The sequence below is a fragment of the Candidatus Amarolinea aalborgensis genome (assembly GCF_900491745.1).
Lineage (GTDB): Bacteria > Chloroflexota > Anaerolineae > SSC4 > Amarolineaceae > Amarolinea > Amarolinea aalborgensis.
Genome location: NZ_UETR01000005.1, coordinates 76337 through 97199 on the forward strand (window position 1 = coordinate 76337; position 20863 = coordinate 97199).

At 63.6% G+C, this 20863-nt stretch carries 13 protein-coding genes; 10 read left to right on the forward strand and 3 right to left on the reverse strand.

Annotated elements, in window-relative coordinates; translation table 11 throughout:
* Positions 1-48: 48 nt before the first annotated feature.
* Both ACPQ6D_RS08495 and ACPQ6D_RS08500 read right to left on the reverse strand, forming a co-directional pair.
* Positions 49-3000 carry an O-antigen ligase family protein gene (locus ACPQ6D_RS08495; RefSeq protein WP_423223884.1) on the reverse strand — a complete coding sequence of 984 codons (2952 nt, stop codon included), beginning with the start codon at positions 2998-3000 and terminating at the stop codon, positions 49-51.
* Between the two features lie 24 nt (positions 3001-3024).
* On the reverse strand, positions 3025-4623 hold the full coding sequence (locus tag ACPQ6D_RS08500) for an ATP-binding protein (RefSeq protein WP_423223885.1): 1599 nt from the start codon (positions 4621-4623) through the stop codon (positions 3025-3027).
* A gap of 247 nt (positions 4624-4870) precedes the next feature.
* Between ACPQ6D_RS08500 and ACPQ6D_RS08505 the strand changes: the two genes are divergently transcribed.
* The 7 genes from ACPQ6D_RS08505 to ACPQ6D_RS08535 all read left to right on the forward strand — a co-directional run bounded on the left by ACPQ6D_RS08505 (position 4871) and on the right by ACPQ6D_RS08535 (position 14298).
* Entirely contained in the window at positions 4871-6346 is a 1476-nt protein-coding gene (locus ACPQ6D_RS08505; RefSeq protein ID WP_423223886.1) for a pyridoxal phosphate-dependent decarboxylase family protein, read from the forward strand.
* A gap of 9 nt (positions 6347-6355) precedes the next feature.
* Positions 6356-7858 (forward strand): tyrosine-protein kinase domain-containing protein, encoded by a 1503-nt coding sequence (locus ACPQ6D_RS08510; RefSeq protein WP_423223887.1) that lies wholly within the window; start codon positions 6356-6358, stop codon positions 7856-7858.
* An 81-nt stretch (positions 7859-7939) separates the two neighbouring features.
* On the forward strand, positions 7940-9343 hold the full coding sequence (locus ACPQ6D_RS08515; protein ID WP_423223888.1) for an O-antigen ligase family protein: 1404 nt from the start codon (positions 7940-7942) through the stop codon (positions 9341-9343).
* Entirely contained in the window at positions 9340-11061 is a 1722-nt protein-coding gene (locus ACPQ6D_RS08520; RefSeq protein WP_423223889.1) for a glycosyltransferase family 39 protein, read from the forward strand. The genes ACPQ6D_RS08515 and ACPQ6D_RS08520 overlap by 4 nt, the downstream gene beginning before the upstream one ends.
* 38 nt (positions 11062-11099) lie before the next feature.
* Positions 11100-12293, forward strand: coding sequence for a glycosyltransferase (locus ACPQ6D_RS08525; protein WP_423223890.1), 1194 nt, complete (start codon positions 11100-11102; stop codon positions 12291-12293).
* A 16-nt stretch (positions 12294-12309) separates the two neighbouring features.
* The gene (locus tag ACPQ6D_RS08530; protein WP_423223891.1) at positions 12310-13416 is read left to right on the forward strand and encodes a DUF1972 domain-containing protein; all 1107 of its coding nucleotides are present in this window, start codon (positions 12310-12312) and stop codon (positions 13414-13416) included.
* A 9-nt stretch (positions 13417-13425) separates the two neighbouring features.
* Positions 13426-14298, forward strand: coding sequence for a phosphodiester glycosidase family protein (locus ACPQ6D_RS08535; protein ID WP_423223892.1), 873 nt, complete (start codon positions 13426-13428; stop codon positions 14296-14298).
* Positions 14299-14332: 34 nt separating this feature from the next.
* Here ACPQ6D_RS08535 and ACPQ6D_RS08540 read toward each other — a convergent pair whose 3' ends face one another.
* A complete protein-coding gene (locus ACPQ6D_RS08540) occupies positions 14333-16759 on the reverse strand; it encodes a CHAT domain-containing protein (protein ID WP_423223893.1) in 2427 nt (808 codons plus the stop codon).
* Between the two features lie 698 nt (positions 16760-17457).
* Here ACPQ6D_RS08540 and bcp point away from each other — a divergent pair.
* The 3 genes from bcp to ACPQ6D_RS08555 all read left to right on the forward strand — a co-directional run bounded on the left by bcp (position 17458) and on the right by ACPQ6D_RS08555 (position 20856).
* Entirely contained in the window at positions 17458-17919 is a 462-nt protein-coding gene (gene bcp / locus ACPQ6D_RS08545; RefSeq protein WP_423223894.1) for a thioredoxin-dependent thiol peroxidase, read from the forward strand.
* Positions 17920-18064: 145 nt separating this feature from the next.
* Positions 18065-19966 carry a M14 family zinc carboxypeptidase gene (locus ACPQ6D_RS08550; RefSeq protein ID WP_423223895.1) on the forward strand — a complete coding sequence of 634 codons (1902 nt, stop codon included), beginning with the start codon at positions 18065-18067 and terminating at the stop codon, positions 19964-19966.
* 221 nt (positions 19967-20187) lie between these two features.
* Entirely contained in the window at positions 20188-20856 is a 669-nt protein-coding gene (locus ACPQ6D_RS08555) for an NUDIX hydrolase (protein ID WP_423223896.1), read from the forward strand.
* Positions 20857-20863: the final 7 nt, after the last annotated feature.

Genomic DNA, 20863 nt, shown 5'->3' on the forward strand with positions numbered 1-20863 from the left:
ATTCCTTTCTGTGTCGTTGGCTCGGATCTTGAGACCAGAGATCGGAGATCAGGGATTGTCGGGGTCCGATGCCCCGTGCGCCGTCAGGGACGCTGTGGCCTGCGGCAGACTGCCGAAAACTCCTGCACACAAGAAGAAAAAGTAGGACAAATCCACCAGGAAGAGCGAGTTGTCCACCAGGCCGTGGGCCAGTCCGGCGGCAAGGCCGGCCAGGAGGCCCAGAATCGCCGCCCGTTCATGACCTTCTGCAAGGGACTGGTAGACCCGCCAACCCGTCCGCGCGACGCCAAAAAACAGCCAGGCGCCGGCGGCGACGCCAACCAAACCGAGGCGCGTCCAGAAGTCAAGCAAGATGTTGTGGGGGTGGCTCAGGTTAAGTTCCTCCCAGGCGCTGGGCAGAACATAGCGTGTGCGGTAGGCGTACAGGAAATTGTCCGGACCGACCCCCAACCAGGGAAAATCGAGCGCCATGTTCCAGGCGCCGCGCCACAATTTCAGGCGTACGAAGCTGGTGCCGGCTTGAAAATCGAGCAGGCCGGCAAAGCGCGCGGCGCCGGTCTGCAGGACAGCGATCAGTCCCAGGGCGCCAAGTCCAATCCCGCCCAAAGCCAGGCGCAAAGCCTTGCCGCGGCGCAGCAGACCGATGAAGAGCAGCCCGGCCGGCAGGCCAAGGATAAGCGCGCCACGCGAAAACGTCAAGATCAGGCACGGCAGCACGAGCGCAGCCAGGCCGCCGTAGAGCCAGCGTCGGCGACCTGCGCCGAAGGCCGCCACCGTCACCAGCAAGGGCAGCACACGTTCCAGGTAGAGAGCCAGGTTATTGGGCGAGCCGTAGAAGGCGCGCACTCGCCCCACGCCCTCCGCCTGGATGATGTCCGCGCCCAGGATGGCCTGCCCCAGGCCAACCAGCGCGACCGCTGCCGCGCCCAACGCCAGGCCATCGAGCAGATACCACAGCGCTGCCCGTCCAGAGTGCGCGATCGTGAGGAGGCGGCTGACCAGAAAGTAGAAAATCGCCGCATCCAGGAAGACGGTGCGAAACTCATGGCTGGCAACGCCGAAGTTCACCGCGCCCAGGGTGCTGAGAAGGGCCGCGGCCAGAAAGATCGCGACCGGCAGATCGAGAGGAGCCCGGAGATTGGAGATTAGAGACCGGGGAGCGGGTTGGGGTGAAAGCTCTGCTGCGGAGAAAAAGTGAGTCAGCAGGCAGGAGGCCAGGTAAAGCACAAGGCACAGCCAGGTGAGCAGTTCGGGCGCCGCGAAGGCGAAACCGAGCAGGCGGACAGGGCGCTGGAAGAAGGGCAGCGTGAAGGCGATCAGAAACAACAGAAGCTGCGCGGCCCATTCCAAGAGGATCGAGGCGGTCATCGCCAAACCGCCCGCCACGATTGGGTTCACCGTGAAGGTGTGCGAGCGGCGCCACCACCGCGCCGCGAGACTCCCGAGCAGGCCAGCAAGCAGCAAGAGCCAGCCAAGTAGACGCCAGGGACCGGTCGCAGGAAGGTCATCAGTAACCGTCAAGGCCAGCAGCGGCCATTGCCCCCAGCCCCCCACCGGGCGCACGATCACCTGGTGTTCACCGGGCGCCAGATGATCGGCCACGGTAACAGTGGCGCGTGCGGCGAACGGATCATGCAGCACCAGAATCGCCTCGCCGTTCTCCTGACGGGGTAAGGCGTTGGCCGGTTGGCCGTCTACGCTGATGACCAGGTAGGCCCAGTAGCTGCCGCGCTGCACCTCCAGGTCAAGGCGGCGGCCGGCGAAACGGAAAGTCAACGCGTCGTCCGGGGAGCGGGACGGATCCGCGGCCAGGGGCGTGGCGCGCCAGCCGCCGGTGTAGTGCAGCGCAGGCGCCGTTGGCCGATGGCGGCCAGGCGGCAGCACATCGTTGGGAGCAGACGCGGTCTGCGCCAGGGTTGCCAGCAGCGGGCGTTCGACGCCATCGGGCTGGCGCAGGGCAAAGCCCCAGTGCGCATCGGCGGCGAGCTGCGGCTGATAGCCGGCCCACAGCCAACCATGCAGCCAGGGCCAGCGCTGCGCCAGGGCCAGCGCTTGCGCCGCATACGTGATCTGCTGATCCTCAGTCACCGCAGGCCACGGCGCAGGTGTGTCAGCCGCGCCAGCAGGCGGAGCATACCAACCGCAGGCCACAGCCCACAAGGGCCTGTCGGGCAGGCCGTGGCGCAGCAGAACATTGTGCAGCAGCTCGGCGCGGCGGTAGTTGAGCCGAGCCAGGGCTGGCGCGTCCGCAGGCGCCTGGTCGAAACCGTAGGGCGCGATAGCCACCGCGTCAAACCAGCCGCTGGCCCCGGCCGCCAGCAGCTGCTCCAAAAAGGCGATGTCGCTGAGGTTGGCGCCGCCGGTTTCCAGGGTGGGCGCCAGACTGGCCGTCAACACGACGCTGTCCGGATCTGCAGCTTTGATCTGGGCATAGCCCTCACGCAGCAGACCCGCGTAGGCCGTGGGGTCAACCCAGCGCGCGCCCCAGTGCGGCGCGATGTTTGGCTCATCCCACACCTGGTAGAGGTGAATTTTGCCCGCGTAGCGCGCAGCCAGGCGGGCCGCAAAGCGACCAAAATCGGCCTGTTCCAACGGCGGCGCCAGGGGATTGGCGCGGTCCACCGCAGCCCGCGCCCAGGCCGGCGAGCCGTCAAGCACCGCCAGCAGTTCAATACCGTTGGCATTGGCTGCGGCCACAATGCGATCGTAGGCATCCCAGGTGAACTGCCCGGCCGCCGGCTCGATCTGACCCCAGTCGAAGGGCTGACGGACGGTGGTCAGGCCAAGCTGCGCCAGGCGGCTGAGGGCAGCAGAGAGAGCCGCCTCATCGTAACTGGTGAGATCTGCGTTGACGCCAACGCGCAGCCGCTCAGGCGCCCAGGGCAGCGGCGGCGGCGGCGGGGCTGGCCGGCTCAGCAGCCACAGCGCGGATACCATCGCAGCGATGCTGACCGCCAGCGCCAGCGCGCGACCGTATCTATGAACTCCTGAAGCGATCACGGCAGGCTCACCAGGTAAACGCACTCACATCCCCCAGACGACAATCTCGTGGCCTTGCCAGGACTCCACGCGGCGGAAGATGCGCTTCTCCCAATTCGACGCCAGCACATGATCAAAGATCACCAGGTGCCCCGCCTGCGCGTCACAGCGATCCATGTAGGCCCATGTCTGCGCCAAGCCGTCAACCACGGTTTTTTCCAGCGACTTACGTCGTAGTTTCGTCTCGATAACCACCCGCTGCACCGATCGCGGCGTTCCTTGGCCGTACGGCCACAGAATCAATAAATCGGTGCGTCCCCGACCGAGACCGTACTCACGCTCGATGCGCCCCCCGCCGTTGATGATGCGCTGCAAAAATGCCTGCAGCAGCTGCTGCGGCCCGACCTCTTGATAGTTGAAACGCTCCACCCAGTGCTCGCTGTGCTCACGAAAGAACTGCTGAAAGGCCGTCAGCAGCTTCTCCACATCCAGACGCCCATCATCGCCCACATACCAAGCCGGCTGCACTAACGTCTCGAAGTTGGTCTGATCGAGCTGGTTGAGCGTGCGCGGGATGATCTCGTGGTAAATGGGATTGGCAACCTGTAGCCCCTGCGCCGTCCGTCGCACCAGTCCCAAATCAAGCACGTACTGGATATCATCATCCTTCGCTGACCGTGCGAGGTTCTTCCCCAAGAGCATGGGAAGCAGAACGCGCTGCACGCGTTGTTCCTGCAATTTGTCCGCCAGTTGATCGAGATGTGTTTCGCGACGCAAGATCAGGGCTTCTTTTGCCTCCATCATCATTTCCGCGCGAATCGTTACCCCCCGGTCACGACCGGTCGGCATACGGAAACAAACTTCATAGCCCAGTGCATTGACCAACCACGGCTGCCCTTGCGTCAGTTCCCACACCAGCGCCAGCGATTGCGGCTCGAACGCCTGCCCAGTTTCCTCCGTATGCTGTGCGAAGAGCGTCTTTACATCGGCCTCGGTAAAATCGCCCAGCCGCAGCGACTCCGCCTTGATATTGAACGCACTGCCGCCCGTGATGATCGTCTGACTCTGTTCGCTGTGGATCCGATAGTCCCGCACATCCCGCACGCCGCACAACACAACGCTCTGCGGAAAACCGCCAGGTCGCTTGTAGTAGCCAGCGCGTAATTGTCGCAAGACCGAAATCAGGGTATCGCCCACCAGCGAATCTATTTCATCCACCAGGAGTACGAGCGGCTTGGCAGCGTGTGCGGCCCATCGCGTCAGGGTCTCCTCTAGCGCGGCAAACTCACCGCTCTCGGCCATGATCTCAGGCCATGCCTCAGCCGGAAAAGCATCATCAAGCGTCGTGCGTGCGGCGGAACCAAGTCCGTAAAGAATGGCCTGCATGCCCTTGGCCACGTTTTCGCGCGCAGCCTGCGCATTCTCTACATTCGTATAGACGCAGTGAAACGCACCGCCCTGGTTGAGATAATCCCGTAACGCCAGCAGGAGTGTCGTCTTACCCACCTGGCGCGGGGCATGGAGGACAAAATACTTTTGCTGCTGAATCAGCATCAGTACGTCTTCCAGATTGATCCGCTCTAGGGACGGGAGACAGTAGTGTAGGTCACGCCGCACTGGCCCCGCCGTGTTGAAAAAACGCATGATCCCGCTCCCCGTCTTGTGGCTCCGTGATGTGTATTATAGCATTGCGATTCCGAATTCTGAATTACGAACGCCTCAGCCTTCAACCTGCATCCCTTTGCACTCTGCACTCTGCACTTTGTACTCTACGCTCTGCACTCCCATTCCCCATTCATCCTTCAGCATTCCACATTCATCATTCATCGTTCCATCTTCACTCCTCCCCTCACTTGGCAGCCCTACGCATCTCGGTTATAATCTCGCCGCTATGAGCGAATCATCACGCCTGCCCACCCACGGAAGTACAAAAGAGGCCATTCTGGCGCGCATGGCGTCGTTGCGCGACCATGATGTGAACTGGCGCGCAGGTCGGGCCTGGAGCCTCGTCTTCAGCGCGGGCGATGAGGTCAGCGAACTGCTGCAGGCGGCGTACACGATGTTTTTCGCCGAGAATGGTCTCAACCCCACCGCGTTTCCCAGCCTGCGCCGCTTCGAAACCGATGTCGTGGCGATGACCGCCAGCCTGCTCGGCAGCCAGGCCGCGACCGAGGAGATTGTGGGCAACATGACCTCCGGCGGCACGGAAAGCCTGCTGTTAGCCGTCAAGACGGCACGCGACTGGGCGCGCATCCAACGGCCAGCCATCCGCACACCGGAGATGGTGCTGCCGGTCACCGCGCATCCCGCGCTGGACAAAGCCGGCCATTACTTCGGCGTGCGGCCAATTCATGTCCCGGTGACAGATGACTTCCGCGCCGACGTGGCAGCCATGACCGCGGCCATCACCCCGAACACCATTCTCCTGGTCGGTTCGGCCCCCTCGTATCCGCAAGGCGTGGTTGATCCCATCGCAGCGCTGGCGCAGGCTGCGCAAGCCCGCGGCGTGCTGCTGCACGTGGACGCGTGCGTGGGCGGCATGATGCTGCCCTTCGCCCGCCGGCTGGGCTATCCCATCCCGCCGTTCGATTTCAGCGTGCCTGGCGTCACCTCGCTTTCCGTGGACCTGCACAAGTACGGTTACGCGGCCAAAGGAGCCTCGGTGATCCTCTACCGCGGCCCGGACCTGCGTCGCTGCCAGTTCTTTGTGCAAACCAGTTGGCCGGGCGGCATCTACCCGTCGCCCACCATGACCGGCACGCGCCCCGGCGGCGCCATCGCCGCGGCGTGGGCTGTCATGAACTACCTGGGCGAAGCCGGCTACATGAACCTGGCAGCCCAGGTGCTGGCGACAGCCGATAAACTGAAAAAAGCCATTGACGCCATGCCCGGCCTGCATGTGCTGGGCCGACCAGACATGAGCGTCCTCGCGATCGGCTCCGAGCGTCTTGACATCTACGCCATCGGCGATGAGCTGACGCAGGCCGGCTGGCACCTCGATCGCCAGCAGTCGCCGCCCAGCCTGCACATGACCGTCAACATGGCGCACGTCGCCGTGGCCGATCAGTTCCTGCACGACCTGGCTCGGGCCGTGCAGCGGGTCAGCCGGCCGAACGCCCGGCGTCGCCTGGCCGCCGGCGGACTGCGCATGGCGCAGAGGGTTATTCATGCCCTGCCGCCGCGGGTTGTGACGCGCCTGACAAGCGCCGCCTCGCGCGCGTTGGGTCAAGGCAGCGGTCTGCCGGGACGCACGGCGCCGATGTACGGCTTGATCGGCGCATTGCCCAGCCAGGACAATGTGGATGACCTGGCGCTTGACTTGCTTGACCAACTGACGCGCCCGAATCTCGCATCCCAAACCAATTGAAAGAGTCCCGTGCCTGATTTCATTTTTTACGCCCATTTTCTGCGCCGCTGGGCCTGGCTGCTTGTCGTCATGCCGTTGCTATACGGCCTGGTTGCCTTTGGCTTGAGTCAGCGCCTGACGCCTGTCTACCAGGCCCAGGCCATGCTCCAGGTCAGTCCGGCGAATCCCAACAGCGCCGACATCAGCGCCATTGCGGCCAGCGAGCGCCTGGCCGCGACCTATGCGCAGATCATCGTGCAGCCCGCGACCTTGGAGGCCACGGCCGCCCGCGTCGGTCTGCAGACCGATGCGGGGGCATGGCCGTTCACAGTCACCGCCGAGCCCATCCGCGAGACGCAGTTGATTCGCCTGCGCGTCGAAGGCCCTTCGCCAACCGCGGCGACGCAGGTGGCCGATGCCGTCGCGCAAACCTTCATCGAGGCCAACCGTTCGCGCCAGGTTGCGCGTTTTTCCGCATCCAAGACCAACCTGGAGCAGCAGATGGCCGCGCTGGAGACGCAGATCAAACAGGAGGAAGCCAGCGGCGCCAACGCCGATGTGTTGTCGCGTTTGCGCCAATCGTTGAGCGCGCTGACCGCCACCTACGAGTCTGTGCGCCTGGCTGAAGCGCAGGCCACGGATAACGTGACCCTTGTCCAGCCGGCGCGTGCCTCCGCACAGGCGCTGCGCCCCCGCCCGCTGTTCAACGCGCTCGCCGCCGCCGTGATGGGCCTGGCGATGGCGCTGGCCGCGGCCCTGCTGCTCGAAGCGTTGGATGACCGGCTCAACACCACGGAGCGCGTCAGCGCCGCCACGGCGCTGCCGGTCCTGGCCAGCGTGGGGCGCAGCCAGAGCCTGAACCCTGGCAGCCTCGTGATCACCCAGGCGCCGCACACGGCCGCGGCCGAAGCCTACCGCATGTTGCGCGCCAACCTGCGCTTTGCCAGCCTCGATCGGCCGCTGCATACGTTCAGTGTGGTCAGCGCAGAGCCAGGCGAGGGCAAGACCACCACGGCCGCCAACCTGGCCGCAGCCCTGGCGCAGGCGGGCCATCGCGTCATCCTGGTAGATGCTGATCTGCGCCGCCCGCGGCTGCACACTCTCTTTGGCGTCAGCAACAACCTCGGCCTGACCACGGCGCTGCTGCCCGATGGCGACCCGTTGGCGACGCATTTGCAGACCACGACCGTGCCTGGCCTGCGGCTGCTGACCAGCGGGCCGCAGCCGCCCAATCCAGCCGAGTTGGTTGGCTCCGAGCGTATGACTGCTCTCCTGGCGGAAATGAACACGCTGGCCGATTGGGTTGTGCTGGACACCCCGCCGGTGCTGGCGGTGGCGGATGCCGCGCTGCTGGCGCACGCCAGTGATGCGACTCTGCTGGTGGTGGATGCGCAAAGCACGCGGCGCCGATCCGCGCAGCGCGCCGTCGCCCTGCTGACCGCAGCCGGCGCCCATGTCGTGGGCGCCGTGCTCAATCGGCTGCCGCTGCCCACCGGGACCTACGGACAGTATTACGGCCCAACCCCCTCCTGACCCTCACGCGAAAAGGTGACTGTGCAGTTTATCAAACGCCCAATCCAAGACTCCCCGCGGCGACAGTCTGGCCTTCGGCGTATGCCCTGGCTATCACCGGCCCTGGCTAACGCGCTCGTCTATGCGCTGCTGGCGCTGGCAAGCCTGCCGGCTGCGGGACTGCTGGCCTGGCTTGGCCCGCGATGGGTATTGGCGGGTGCGGCCGCAGCCCTGGGGCTGACGATTGTGGTGTTGACCTGGCCGGCGTCTGGCTTGTGGGTGCTCATCCTGGCCGCGGGCGCCAACCGCTATGAACTGGCCATCGGCGGCCTCAGCGTCTACGCTGAATACCTGGCCCTCGTTGTGGTTAGCGCACTGCTGGCTTTTGATGTTCTGACCGGGCGCCGGCGCTGGCGCTGGCCGCCAACCCTGTGGCCGCTGCTCGCCTGGCTGGTCTGCGGCCTGGTCGCCTCGCTGATGCACGCGCCCGACACCCTGAACAGCCTCGCACTGTGGACCAAACTGATTATCGTCGTCAGTATCTACCTTGTCACCGTCAACCTGGCGCAGACCCGCGTCGCGCAAGCGGTGTGGGTGCAGATGCTGGTCGGCGCAGGGGTGGCCGCATTTGGCCTGCTGACGGTCGTTGCCTGGCAGCGCTTCCACCTCGACCTGGGCGTCGTTTTCAAGACCGATGGCGGCATCGTTCCCACTGGCAGCCAGTGGGAACCCAACATTTTTGGCTCTTACTGCCTGGCCGTGGCCCTATTGGCCTTGCCGCTCAGCCTGGCGACCCGGCCGCGGCGGTCGGCCCTCGTATCCTGGCTCGCCCTGATCTTGGGCCTGGGCGGCCTGATCGCCAGCCTGACGCGCACAGCGTGGATAGGATTTGCCGTGGCTGGCGCGTTGGGGCTGGCCGCATGGGCCTGGCGTCGTCCCTGGGTGGCCCTGGCCGCAGGTGCAGGCCTGGGTCTTGCCGGCATCTGCCTGGTTTCGATCCTCGGCTGGTCAGACCTGCGTTTTCTTCTGCCCCAGGTGGACTTGAGCAGCAGCGGCGCGTTGGCTCAGCGCCTGGCGACCTTTGCTAACCTCTCGACCGATGGCAATGTGTGGGTGCGGCAGCAGATTCTGCGCCACGCGCTGAGCGTATGGCAGGAGCACCCCTGGATCGGCTGGGGCATTGGCGCCTACAGCCAGGTCTACTACTATCCAAACGCCAACGCCACGTCCTGGATTCCCAACCTGATCGTCCACCAACTGTACAACACCGGCATCCTCGGCCTCGGCTCCTTTCTGCTGGCGCTGGCGCTGGCGGGCTGGCGAGGCTTCCAGGCCTGGCGTCAGGCGCACGGCCGCGCCCGCGCCATGCTCGGCGGTTTGCTGCTGGCGTTGGTGGGTCTATTCGTCGCTTTTCAGGCTACGGAGGCTAGTTGGCTGGCCTACTTCTGGATCTACCTCGGGCTCTTGGAAGCGGCCGCGTCTCCTATCCTGGAGAAGGCTACGTGAAACCACCGGCGATTGAAATCGCGCCTGAGAGGCGTTCCGCCGGGCGTCCACCGGCGTGGACGCAGCGCAGCGCAGCGATCGCCCACACGGCGGCGATTGAAATCGCGCCTCAAGGGCGTTCCGCCGGGCGTCCACCTGCGTGGACGCGGTGCGACGCGGTGTTGCCCTTCATCCTCCTCCTGGCTGCATTCATGCGCAGCATTGGGTTGAATCGGGGTCTGTGGCTGGACGAAATCGCCAACGTGGGCGTGTTGACCCGTCCGGCCGTCATGGCCCTTTTCAATGTCGAGATCACCACGGCGCGGTCGCCGCTCTTCTTTGCGCTGTATCGGCCCTGGCTGGCCGCGGCAGGCGACAGCGCCGTGGCCGCGCGCTGGCCGGCGCTGCTGTGCGGGGTGCTGAGCGTGGCCTTGATTGGACGCCTGGGCCGGGCCTGGGCCGGGCCGCGTGCGGGCCTCGCCGCGGCGTTGCTGCTGGCCTTGAACCCGCTGCACATCTGGTACAGTCAGGAAGCATCGTTCTACACGCTGGTCAGCGCGCTGGCGTTGCTGGCGGTTTGGCAGGCCACATCTCCGACAAATGGCATGTCCCCGCGTCGCCTGCTGATTCTGGCGCTCAGTTTAGCGCTGCTCCTGGCCGCGTCGCTGTGGACGATCTTTCTCATCGCGGCGCTGGGCCTGTGGGTGCTGATCTGGCGGCGCGGTCAGAGCCACTCCTTCGTGACCGCGCTGGTTCTCGCTCTGCTGTTGAGCGCGCCCGCGCTGGCCGTCTACCTGCAAGGCGTGGTCGCTGGCTGGTCAACGCCGACCACCCGGCCGGGGCTGCCGCTGGCGCAAATGGCCTACTCGCTGCTCACCCTCAGTTGGGGCTTTGCGGCCGGCCCGCCGCCAGAAGCGCTGCGCCAGGCGCTGGCAGGCGGAACGGGCTTACGCACGCTGGTAATCCAACATCTGCGCTGGCTGCTGCTGGCCGCGGCTCCGTGGATCATCCTTCCCCTCGTCGCGTTCCGCGCCCGGCTTTTCCCTCGCTCTCGCCTCCCGACACAATCCAATCTCCAATCTCCAATCTCCGGTCTCCGGTCTCCCATCTCCGGTCTCCCATCTCCGGTCTCCGGTCTCCGGTCTCGTCCCGACATGCCGACCCCCGCCTTCCCCGCATTGGTTCTGCTCTGGCTGGTCATCCCCCTGCTCGGCGCCAATCTGCTGACCTGGTGGGCGCAGACGAACTTCAATGTCAGGTATGTTCTGTTTGCCCTCCCAGCGCTGCTCTTGGGAATCACGATGCAAGATCGGCGTTGGGTGGGCGTGGCGATTGCCCTGTCGGCCTTGTTTTGGCTGCGCGGCGTGAGCGATCCGGCCTTTGCGCAGGAGGACCTTCAGCAGCCGGCGCAGTTTCTGCAGGTCACGGTGCAGCCCGCGGACATTCTGCTCCTGCGCGCGCCAGAGGTCTACCTGCTGGCCCCGCTGGCCTTTTACGGCGCGCCGCCAACCGACGTCGTGTGGTACAATAGCGACACCGCGGCCAGCCAAACGCCCGTGGCCTTCATCGCTCAACAGACCGCCGGGCGCTGCCGCATTTGGCTTTGGTCCGCGCGTGCCTGGCTGGTTGATCAAAACGATGCGTTGCCGGCCGCTCTCACCGTGACCGCAGCGCCGGCTGCGAACTGGCGCTGGCCGGGCAGCGAACTGACGCTCTTTCAGCGTGCGCCATGCCCCTAGGGAAAGAGACTTCCGAAGTCCCCCAGACTTCCGAGGTCTTGAAGACTTCGGATGTCTTAAGTCGCGGTCGCCGCGTCGTTTTCATCAACGCCACGGGCTATTGGGCCGGCGCGGAAGCCATGCTCCTCGACCTGGCGACGCACCTCGATCCGGCGCAGTGGCGGCCGTTGGTGCTGCTGCCCTTTGTGGGGCCGTTCAGCAGCGCGTTGACGCAGGCGGGCGTGGCGTGGCGCGTGTGGCCGCTGGCCGCGCCGCGCACCCGTCAGGACCTGCGCTCCGGCCGGGCGCTGCTGCGCCTGGGGCTACGCCTGCCGCCATCGGTTGTGCGCCTGGCCGCGTGGCTGCGGCGCGAACAGACGGCGCTGGTCCACACCAACAGCAGCGCTGCGCTAGATGGCGCGCTGGCGGCGCGGCTGGCTGGGGCGCCGCACGTGTGGCACGTGCGCGAACGCCTGCCGCTAGGCGCTCCCTTGCGCAGCCTCTGGTGCCGGGCCATGTTGGGTCTGTCCGCGGCCGTGGTGGTCAACAGCCGGGCTGTGCGTGCACAGTGGGGGAGCCGCGCCGCCGACCTTCGCTTGCATGTCGTACCCGATGGGTTGGATCTGTCAACGTTTACGCCCCGACGCGCGGCGGCCGAGGTGCGCGCCGAGCTGGGGCTGGGCGACGGGCCGGTGGTCGGCATGGTGGCTCGCATCGCCCCGATCAAGGGGCAGGCGATTTTCCTGGACGCGGCTGCGCGTCTGTGCGCCGATTTTCCCGCCGCCCGCTTTGTGCTCGTGGGCGGCGCACTGCCGGCCTATGAACCGCTGCGCCAGGCCCTGTTCGCACAGGCCAACGCCGGGCCATTGGCTGGCCGTGTGATCTTTACCGGTGAAGTGCCGCGGGCGCAAGCGCCGGAGATCATGCAGATCTTCGATGTGCTGGCAGCGCCGACCACCACCATGGAAGGCTTTGGTCTGGTCGTCCTGGAAGGCATGGCGCTGGGGCTGCCGGTAGTGGCGACGTTGGGCGGGCCTGAGGACTTGATCGTAGAAGGTGAAACCGGCTGCCTGGTTCCAGCCGGCGACGCTGCGGCGTTGGCAAACGCGCTGGCGCGCCTGTTGCGCGATCCGGCGCACGCCCGGCGCTTGGGGAAGGCTGGCCAGGCGCGCGCGGCCAGCGAGTTCACACTGGCGCAGCACGTGCAGCGGATAGCAGCGATCTACACCGCGGTGACTCGAATAACTTCGTAATAGTTGGGAAAAACGCATGAGAATTGCACTGATGGGCGGCCGAGGCATCCCCGCGAACTACGGCGGCTTCGAGACGATGATGGAAGAACTGAGCGCGCACCTGGCCGCGCGCGGCCATGATGTGACGGTCTACTGCCGCGTGCCGCATATCCAGATCGCCGGCAACCGCTACCGCGGCGTGCGCCTGGTCAAACTGCCGACCGTGCGCCACAAGCACCTGGACACCATCGTCCACACCACGCTGAGCGCGCTGCATGCGCTGGGTCAGGGTTATGACCTGGTGCTGATGGTCATCGCGGGCAACAGCATCGTGAGCTGGATTCCGCGCCTGGCCGGGCAGAAAGTCATCCTGCACGTAGATGGCCTGGATTGGCGGCGCGCCAAGTGGGGCGCATGGGCGGCGCGCTACATCCAGGCGGCCGAACACCTGGCGCTGCGCCTGCCCAATGCGTTCATCACCGATTCGCAGGTGGTTTCAGCCTATTACCAAAACCGCTTTCAGCGCGCCCCGGCCGCGGTCATTGCTTATGGCGCGGACATCGGCCGCCTCCCGCCCGGCGAAACCCTCAGCCGCTTTGGGCTGGAGCCGCGACGGTATGTGCTCTTTGTCGGACGGCTGGTGCCAGAAAACTGCGTCCATCACCTGGTGGAGGCCTGCCAGGGCCTGGACAGCGGCTATCGCTGCGTCGTCGTGGGCGACGCGCCGTACCAGGCCGACTACATTGCGCATCTACGCCGCCTGGCCGGGCCGGGCACATTGTTCACCGGTTATGTTTTCGGCCAGGGCTACCGCGAGCTGTGCAGCAACGCCTATCTGTTCGTCGAGCCATCCGAAGTCGGCGGCACGCATCCTGCGCTGCTGGAAGCGATGGCGCTGGGCAACTGCGTCGTGGCCAACGGCATCCCGGAAAATCGAGAGGCGTTGGGCGACGCCGGGCTGGTCTACGATGGGCGGCTGGGCAGTGCGGGCTTGAAGCCGGTGCTCGATCATCTGCTGGCTTCGCCGCATACCGTGGACGCCTACCGCGCCCGCGCCCTGGCGCACGCCGACGCCCACTACCGCTGGGAACAGATTACCGATCGCTATGAAGAGCTGTTTGCGCGGATTCTGCGAGAGGCGTAAAGAAAGCGCATGTCATACCCGTCGGTCAGCCACCCCATGCGCCTGCGCTGTGTCCGTCGCGCGTGTACGATGAAGGCCGCGGCGCCCAGGCTCATGCTGTGCATCCTGTGCATCCTGCTGACTGCGTGTGAAATTCCCACACCCCAACTCCGAGACCCTACGCCCACGCTCCCCAATCCCAGCACGGCTGCGCCCACGCCAGACAACGCAAGCGCAGACAGCGGCTGGCAGCCCCTCTTCGCGGGTGCAGAAGTGCGCCGGAATCTGGGCAATGCAGCGCGTCTGGCCTTGCGCCTTGATCCGGCGGCCGTGACCTTTGCCGTGGCGTTCAACGCCAATCCCAACCAGATGCAGACGGTGGGGGCCTGGCTGAGCGCGCAGGCAGCCCTCGCGGCCGTCAACTGCGGCTTCTACCTGACAACCGACCAGGGCGAAAACCGCCACATTGGTCTGTTGGCCGGGCCGGACGGAGTGCTGTCGCCGCTGCGCAGTGGGTGGGGCGGTGTGCTGTTGGTGCGCGGCAGCCAGGCCAGCCTGGTCATCGCGCCCGCCAGCGTCAGCCGCGACCTGCGCTTGGGCTTACAGGGTTGGCCCATGTTAGTGCGCAGCGGCAAGCTGGCGGTGGGCTTGGATGACAGCGACGCTGCGGCCCGCACCGCGGCCGCCGTGGACAGCCAGGGGCGCATCCTCTTCATTGCCGATGTCACTTCCACGACCCTGGCCGAGTTTGCGCGCTTCCTGGCCGCGTCCGACTTGCAGATCGCGCAGGCCGTCAACCTGGACGGCGGCTCCTCCACTGGCCTGCGCTACCGGGCCACGCTCAATGACCAGGCCGCAGGCTATGACAGCTTCTTCGTACCGTGCGCGGTGGTGGTCAGGTAGATGGGGTTTTGGCAGATTGACCATTGAACCCGATTCAGCGAGACGCACTAATCCGAACAGAAGCTGAATAACGGGGCTGCGACTCGCCGGAACGATAGATGTCCAGCCGATACTCGTCACCAGCGCGAAACGTACGCTCGATCCAGGTGTATTCCACACCTTCGTCGCAGGTCTGATTGGCGTTCCAGGTCTGATTTTTACGCTCGAGCTCAGTCTGGAGTTGGCCATTGACGTACCAGATACGATCAAGACGCGAGTCTTTTGGTAATCCACGAAATGGAATCGTGATGTAGAACCTGGTTATGCCGCTCGGCAACGCAGCGGAAGAAGTCATACACAGTTGCAGTTGAGTATCGAAATGTGCCGCGTCACAAAAAGAGACCACTCCAAATGCAGGTTGTGACGAGGACGGAGAATCGACGCGACAGAGATAGTTTGGGTCCTTTTCGTCACGTCCATCCTGTACCCAACCGACGGTCTTCCCATCTTCCCAACGAACCTGCCACCACCATGTTCGATCTTCGCACGCAGGCCCCCCAATGACACGCAAACGTGTGTTTGGGGACAGACTTGTGATCTTTGAACTCCTGATGCCAGGTTGAGTGCGCAGTGAAAGCGGATCTCGCGCGGTACTGACCAGAGCGGTATCACCCACTTGCACGTGAGGTGGTGGTGCATTCGGGCATGTGCGATCAACGCGTGCTGTTGGCTCCGCAATCGGTATCACGATGTCGGTTGCGGTTGGCGGTGAAGACGCAGTAGCGCTTGGCGGCGGGAGTCTCGTGGCAGTTGCAGTTGATGGCGACTCCAAGGTAGTAACTGCGGTTGCTGTTGGATTCGGACCGGTTGGCTGAGTTGGCGTCGATTCTACCCCCGTTACTGGAACTACTGTATTGGCCGTCGGCATAGCTAAAGCAGTGGTCGGCGTAGGGGCAGTTAGGGTTGCCACGGCACTGGTTGCGGTGATATTGCTGGCCGTGGAGATCGAAGCGCGGCCAATTCCACCCCATGGCAGGAATCGCCAACCTATGCCACCTATGAGAGCAACCAGGGCCAACGCCAGCCCAAGCCGGGCCCATGGGCGGCTGCGCGCCGGCTGCCGGACCTGAGCCGCGGATTGTACCGGCGGCATTTGTGCAGTTCCAAGTTGGGTATTCGGAACTGCTAGGGGTGCGACCACTGCCTGGGCTTGCTGAACGCGCTGGGTCAATGCCTGGGCGCCAGCGTGCGTAGGATCGAGCGCCAGGAGTTGCTGTAGATGGGAAAGTGTGGCGTTCCAATCGTGCGCAGCAAACGCCGCTTCCGCCAGATGCATTAGGTTGGCGATCCGAGGTGATAATGGATCAGGCGCCGCAGCGCTCACCACGTCGAAAATGCGTCCATCCGGTGCGCGCAAGTACAGCACTGGAGTTCCCCATTCCAGATCGTTGCTGATGAAGATTGACTTGCGGGCCTCCCCGAGCGCAGCGTCAACCGGGTAGCCGTCTGCCAGGGCCTGATAGAACGAATGCGTCAGAACGATGGCGGTCTTGTCTGTTACTTCGAACTGCATAGCAATGACAGCGGGAATGCCTTGTTGCAGGAGACTTTGACCAACACCGCCAAACGGATCGCTGCGAGAGGCTCGTCCCCCTTCACAGGCATTCAACACCGCAAGGCGCAGGGATTTGTGATCATGTAAGAGAGTGCCGAGGCGAAAGGCATCAACGGCCTGGCTATGTCCCGTTTCATCGTTCATTAGAAGGACGCCGCCGCCGGTAGCTGGATCAAAACCGCCATGGCCAATGAAATGAAAGATATGATAGGTACGCTGGCGCAGGCGCTGCTGCATGGTGGGAAGCGTACAGGTTTCGAGGCGATCCATCTTCATCAAGCCCCGTTGTTCCAAGTCAGAGACAGCTTCTTTGAGTTTTGCCCATTCCTGTTCCGCGTCGAGTGGACTGAGATCGGAAGGGCTGGCAATCATGACCAACGCAGAGAGTGGTGGACGCACCATGAGGGGCGTGATTGCACCTGGCAGATCGAGGTAGCGCACGATGGGCGTATCAACCGAAAGTGCAAGGAAGCGGTTCGTCAGGTTGTCGAATAGATACTCCCAGGGGATATCAATGAGAGATGGTGATTCCGAGAGACGCAGACGGACACGCAAACCCTGTTCCTGGCGCTGTACAGTAGCGAGACTGCTGCGGAGGCAGGTTCCAACATCTCCGGCGAAAACCGCTCGGAAGAGCCGGTTGCCAAAACTCTCGATAAGAGCCATGTCAGGCGATTGCACGTGGCGCGTGCGCCGACGTGCCTGTCCGAGGCGGAGAACGAAATTGTCCAGTTCCAACGGCGCAAACGGCAGGGTAAAGTCAGTCATAGCCTGACCGGTCGGTGAATTGATCACACGGGCTCGATACGTGCTCTCATTTCCCTCCTCAATGAGCAGGTCGAAATCAGCATAGGCCTTGGGCGTCATGATGACCTCCTCAAAATTCCGGTTGACCGATAGGGACGTGTTTTTCTACTTAATCGATCTGGAATACATAAAACAGCCGGGGCGGCGCATAACGCCGCGAAGCAGGCTATCTGTCTGAGATGGCTAAATCGAATCTGTCAGATACATTTGTGCTGGCAATATGCGTGATGTAACTGATTTGGTCTCGGGGTGCCTGCCCAGAGTATACGTTAGCATGCGCGAACCGTCAACTCGTAAAAACACACGACTGGAAACGGACCATCCTTGATCTCACGCCAAGTAGGGGCAAACGTCAATGATGAATCGAGTATCAAGAATTCTTCAACTCAACTTACGTTTTTATCAGATGAAAAGTGTAGGTATACCTTAGCTTTTCTCGGGAAGAGAATTGTGCGACGAGACGTGTATTTACTACTAATCTACACCTGGCGTGCATTTCAGTTTTGGGGAGCGACGCGCCCTCAGCTTGTCGAAGGGCGCCCGCCGCGTCGTTTCAACAAGCGTTCGACTGAACTCACGCCGAAGTCGCAGCGATCGGCTTTTGGAGACCTACCCCCAATGTGAAATGAAATACCCTAGCGCCCGTTCGCACTTGCCCTCACTCGCTGCCTGGGGTACAATCAGTACGCGTCGCAAGCCGTTTTGTTTGCGATGGCTGCCTCCCCGTCTACATTTACCCAGAAAGGTTAAAAATACCGATGACCACCCTGAAGATTGGCGATCCGGCCCCTGATTTTGCCTTGCCCAGCGACAGCGGCGACACGGTGCGCCTGGCTGACTATCGCGGCAAGCGCGTCGTACTCTACTTTTATCCGAAAGATGACACGCCTGGCTGTACGGCGCAGGCATGCGGTTTCCGCGACGCGTACGTGCAGATCGAAGAAAAAAACGCCGTCGTGTTGGGCATCAGCCCGGACGGCGTCAAGTCGCACACCAAGTTCAAAACCAAGTTCAATCTCCCCTTCCGCCTGCTGGCCGATGAAGATCACGCGGTCACGGAGGCCTATGGCGCCTGGGGCGAAAAATCCATGTACGGCAAGAAGTATATGGGAGTCGTGCGCAGTCACGTCGTGATTGATGAGAACGGCAACCTGGCCGATATTCAGATCAAGGTGAGCCCCACCGATAGCGTGGAAAAGGCGCTGCAAGCCTTAATGTGAACACGGCTTAAACGCAAGGGCGCGAAGGTGCAAAGACGCAAAGCTATGCTCATCGCCGTCGGCACGAAAGCGCCGAACAAGTTTGACAGTCCGGAGTACGCCGGAAGGTGTTGTTTGTCAAATCGTTGGTAAGGGGAAGCGGTACATGAAACAACGGTGGTTTGTTGTGTGCTTGATGGTGGTGTTGGCGCTGCCGGCTGTGACCCTGGCCGCGCCGCCTGATGTGACCCCAGCGGGTGCGCTCACACTCCCGCCCGATCCCCCAGCGCGCTTTCATGTCAACGTCGTTGTGCGGTCGGTGCAGGATTTTGCCGACCTGGCGCGACGGCTGCCGACTTACGATGAAGCCTTCGAGGCCGGGCAGACCAAGTTGAACCTGACACAGGCTGAAATTGACGGCCTGCGCCAGTTGGGTTACGCCGTGGACGTGCTGGGCGCAGCGCCGGCGCAGCCGGATGCATGGCCGAGCTGCTATTCCAAACTGGCAGACCTCAACAGTTGGCTGGTGAGCTACGCCGCCGCCAATCCAAACCTGATCGAACTGAGCACCTACGGCAGCAGTTGGTGCCTCGCCCACGGCGGCTGCACCAACGCCGGCGGTCAGACCATCGCTGGTTACAGCTTGCAGGTGGCGCGCATTACCAACGAGCTGGGCGCGCCCACGAAAGCGGGCCGTTTCTTCGTGGACGGCGGTCTGCACGCCCGCGAGCTGCCCGGCCCAGAGTTGATGAAGACCTTCATCCAGACCCTGGTCAGCGGCTACGGCGTGGATCCGAATATCACCTGGCTGCTAGATAACCGCGAGATCTATGTCGTGCTGGAGAGCAACCCCGACGGTCGGCGCATGGTGGAACTGGGCGCCGAACCACCTTACAACAGCAGTCCGTGGTACTGGCGCAAGAACACCAATAACAGCGCGGCCGGTTCCGGCAGCTGCTCGTGGCCGCCTAACGCCTACAGCCACTATGGCATTGACCTCAATCGCAACCATGTTTTCAAATGGGATGTGGCCGGCGGCGGCTCCACAGCCCCTTGCGACCAGACCTACCGCGGCGTTGCCCCTGGCTCCGAGCCTGAGATTCAGGCGTATGAAACCCTGGTGCGCAGCCTGATCCCCGATCAGCGCGGGCCGGGCGACACCGATCCGGCGCCGCTGACCGCCACTGGCATCATGATCAACATTCACAACTATACCGATCCCGGTTCTATCCTGGTGCCCTGGGGTTGGACCACCGCGCTCCCGCCCAACAACACCGAGTTGATGGCGATTGGCAATAAGTTCAACACCCTGACCGGCAACACTTACGATGTCAGCCATGCGCTCTACCCGGTCAGCGGCAACACGCGCGACTGGGGTTACGGCGAACTGGGCGTGCCGGCCTATGTGATCGAGCTGTACGGTGATGATTTCTTCACCTCGTGCAGCCTGGTGCCGAGCGTCATCAGCACCATGCTGCCGGTGCTCAAGTACGCCGCGCTCATCGCCGACCGTCCCTACCAGCGTGCGTTTGGGCCAGATGCCAACAGCCTGGCGGTGCTGCCAGGCAGCGTCGTGTCTGGCTATTCCTTCAACCTGACGGCGCAAATCAACGATACACAAAATGGCAACCAATCCATTGCCAGCGCCGAATACTACCTGGTGGCGCAAGGCGCGGCGCCCGTCGGCGATCCGGGCACCGGCGGGGTGATGACGGCCGTGGACGGCACGTTCAACAGCCCGATCGAAGGCGTCAGAGCCACCGTCAGCACCAACGGGCTGGCGGCTGGCAGGTACCTGGCGCTTGTGCGTGGGCGCGACAGCCTGAACAACTGGGGGCCGCTCGGCGCGCAGTGGATGACCATCTGCTCGTGGGCCAACGTCAACTGCAGCGCCAACGGCGTGGATGTGCTCGATATTCAGCTCACGGCGCAGGCCGCGCAAGACTATTGGAACGAAGGCACCTACACGGCGCTGTATGACGTGGACTTCAACGGCGTCGGCGATGGCGATTTGGACGTGATAGATATCCTGACCGTCGCCGCCTACTTTGGCACGACGGGGCCGTGAGCAGCGCCGTCACGCTAGAAGCGTGATCTGTGGCTGAGCACGTCGTCACGCCGGAGGCGTGACCTACGACTGGCGCAGGGAAGCGTAATCTGCGAGGCTAAGCACACCGTCACGCCGGAGGCGTGACCTGCGACCTCAATCCACATAATCTTTGCGGCCTGGCGTCGTGGCGTCTTGGCGTTGAAACACTTTCACATCACGCCACCAAATGGACCTGACCCGTGAACAGCAGTCAGCCGAAACCAGATCAGATCAACCACATTCAGCAGGCGCTGCAGCGGCCTCTGCCTGGACTGGAAGGCCAGATGCAGATGATGCCGCAGCCGCGACCCGGCATGGAACGCGGCTTCGACCCAGCGCATCGTCCGCGCGAAGGCGGTGTGCTGCTCTTGCTCTATCCTAAAGAGGGCGAGCTGACGCTGGTGCTCACCAAGCGCACCGACACGCTGAACCATCATCGCGGGCAGGTCTCCTTTCCGGGGGGCGCGTGGGAGCCAGGCGATGCGGACTTTGTGCAGACGGCGCAGCGCGAGGCATCGGAGGAGCTGGGCATCCGGCCGGAAACTCTGATCATCCTGGGCACGCTGACGCCGCTCTACATCCCGCCCAGCGACTACCGCATCTACCCAACGGTGGCATACACGCCGCAGCGGCCCGATTTTCGTCCCGACCCGGCCGAGGTGGCGATTGTGCTGGAGATGCCGCTGGCAGAACTGACCAGCGGAAGCAACGTGCGCAGCGAAACGTGGGAATTGCGCGGCTACCCGGTGGAAGTGCCCTTCTTCGAGGTCGAGGGTCACAAAGTCTGGGGCGCGACGGCCATGGTCCTGGGAGAGTTCAGGGCCTTGGTGCGCAGCGCCGGCTTGCCCATCAACGCAGTCAGCGGCTGAGAAATCC

What these genes read in the sequence shown, in the direction of transcription:
- ACPQ6D_RS08500 (WP_423223885.1), bottom strand. Translation starts at nt 4,623, where the DNA reads ATGCGTTTTTTCAACACGGCGGGGCCAGTGCGGCGTGACCTACACTAC.
- ACPQ6D_RS08505 (WP_423223886.1), top strand. Translation starts at nt 4,871, where the DNA reads ATGAGCGAATCATCACGCCTGCCCACCCACGGAAGTACAAAAGAGGCC.
- ACPQ6D_RS08515 (WP_423223888.1), top strand. Translation starts at nt 7,940, where the DNA reads ATGCCCTGGCTATCACCGGCCCTGGCTAACGCGCTCGTCTATGCGCTG.
- ACPQ6D_RS08530 (WP_423223891.1), top strand. Translation starts at nt 12,310, where the DNA reads ATGAGAATTGCACTGATGGGCGGCCGAGGCATCCCCGCGAACTACGGC.
- ACPQ6D_RS08535 (WP_423223892.1), top strand. Translation starts at nt 13,426, where the DNA reads ATGTCATACCCGTCGGTCAGCCACCCCATGCGCCTGCGCTGTGTCCGT.
- ACPQ6D_RS08540 (WP_423223893.1), bottom strand. Translation starts at nt 16,759, where the DNA reads ATGACGCCCAAGGCCTATGCTGATTTCGACCTGCTCATTGAGGAGGGA.
- bcp (WP_423223894.1), top strand. Translation starts at nt 17,458, where the DNA reads ATGACCACCCTGAAGATTGGCGATCCGGCCCCTGATTTTGCCTTGCCC.
- ACPQ6D_RS08550 (WP_423223895.1), top strand. Translation starts at nt 18,065, where the DNA reads ATGAAACAACGGTGGTTTGTTGTGTGCTTGATGGTGGTGTTGGCGCTG.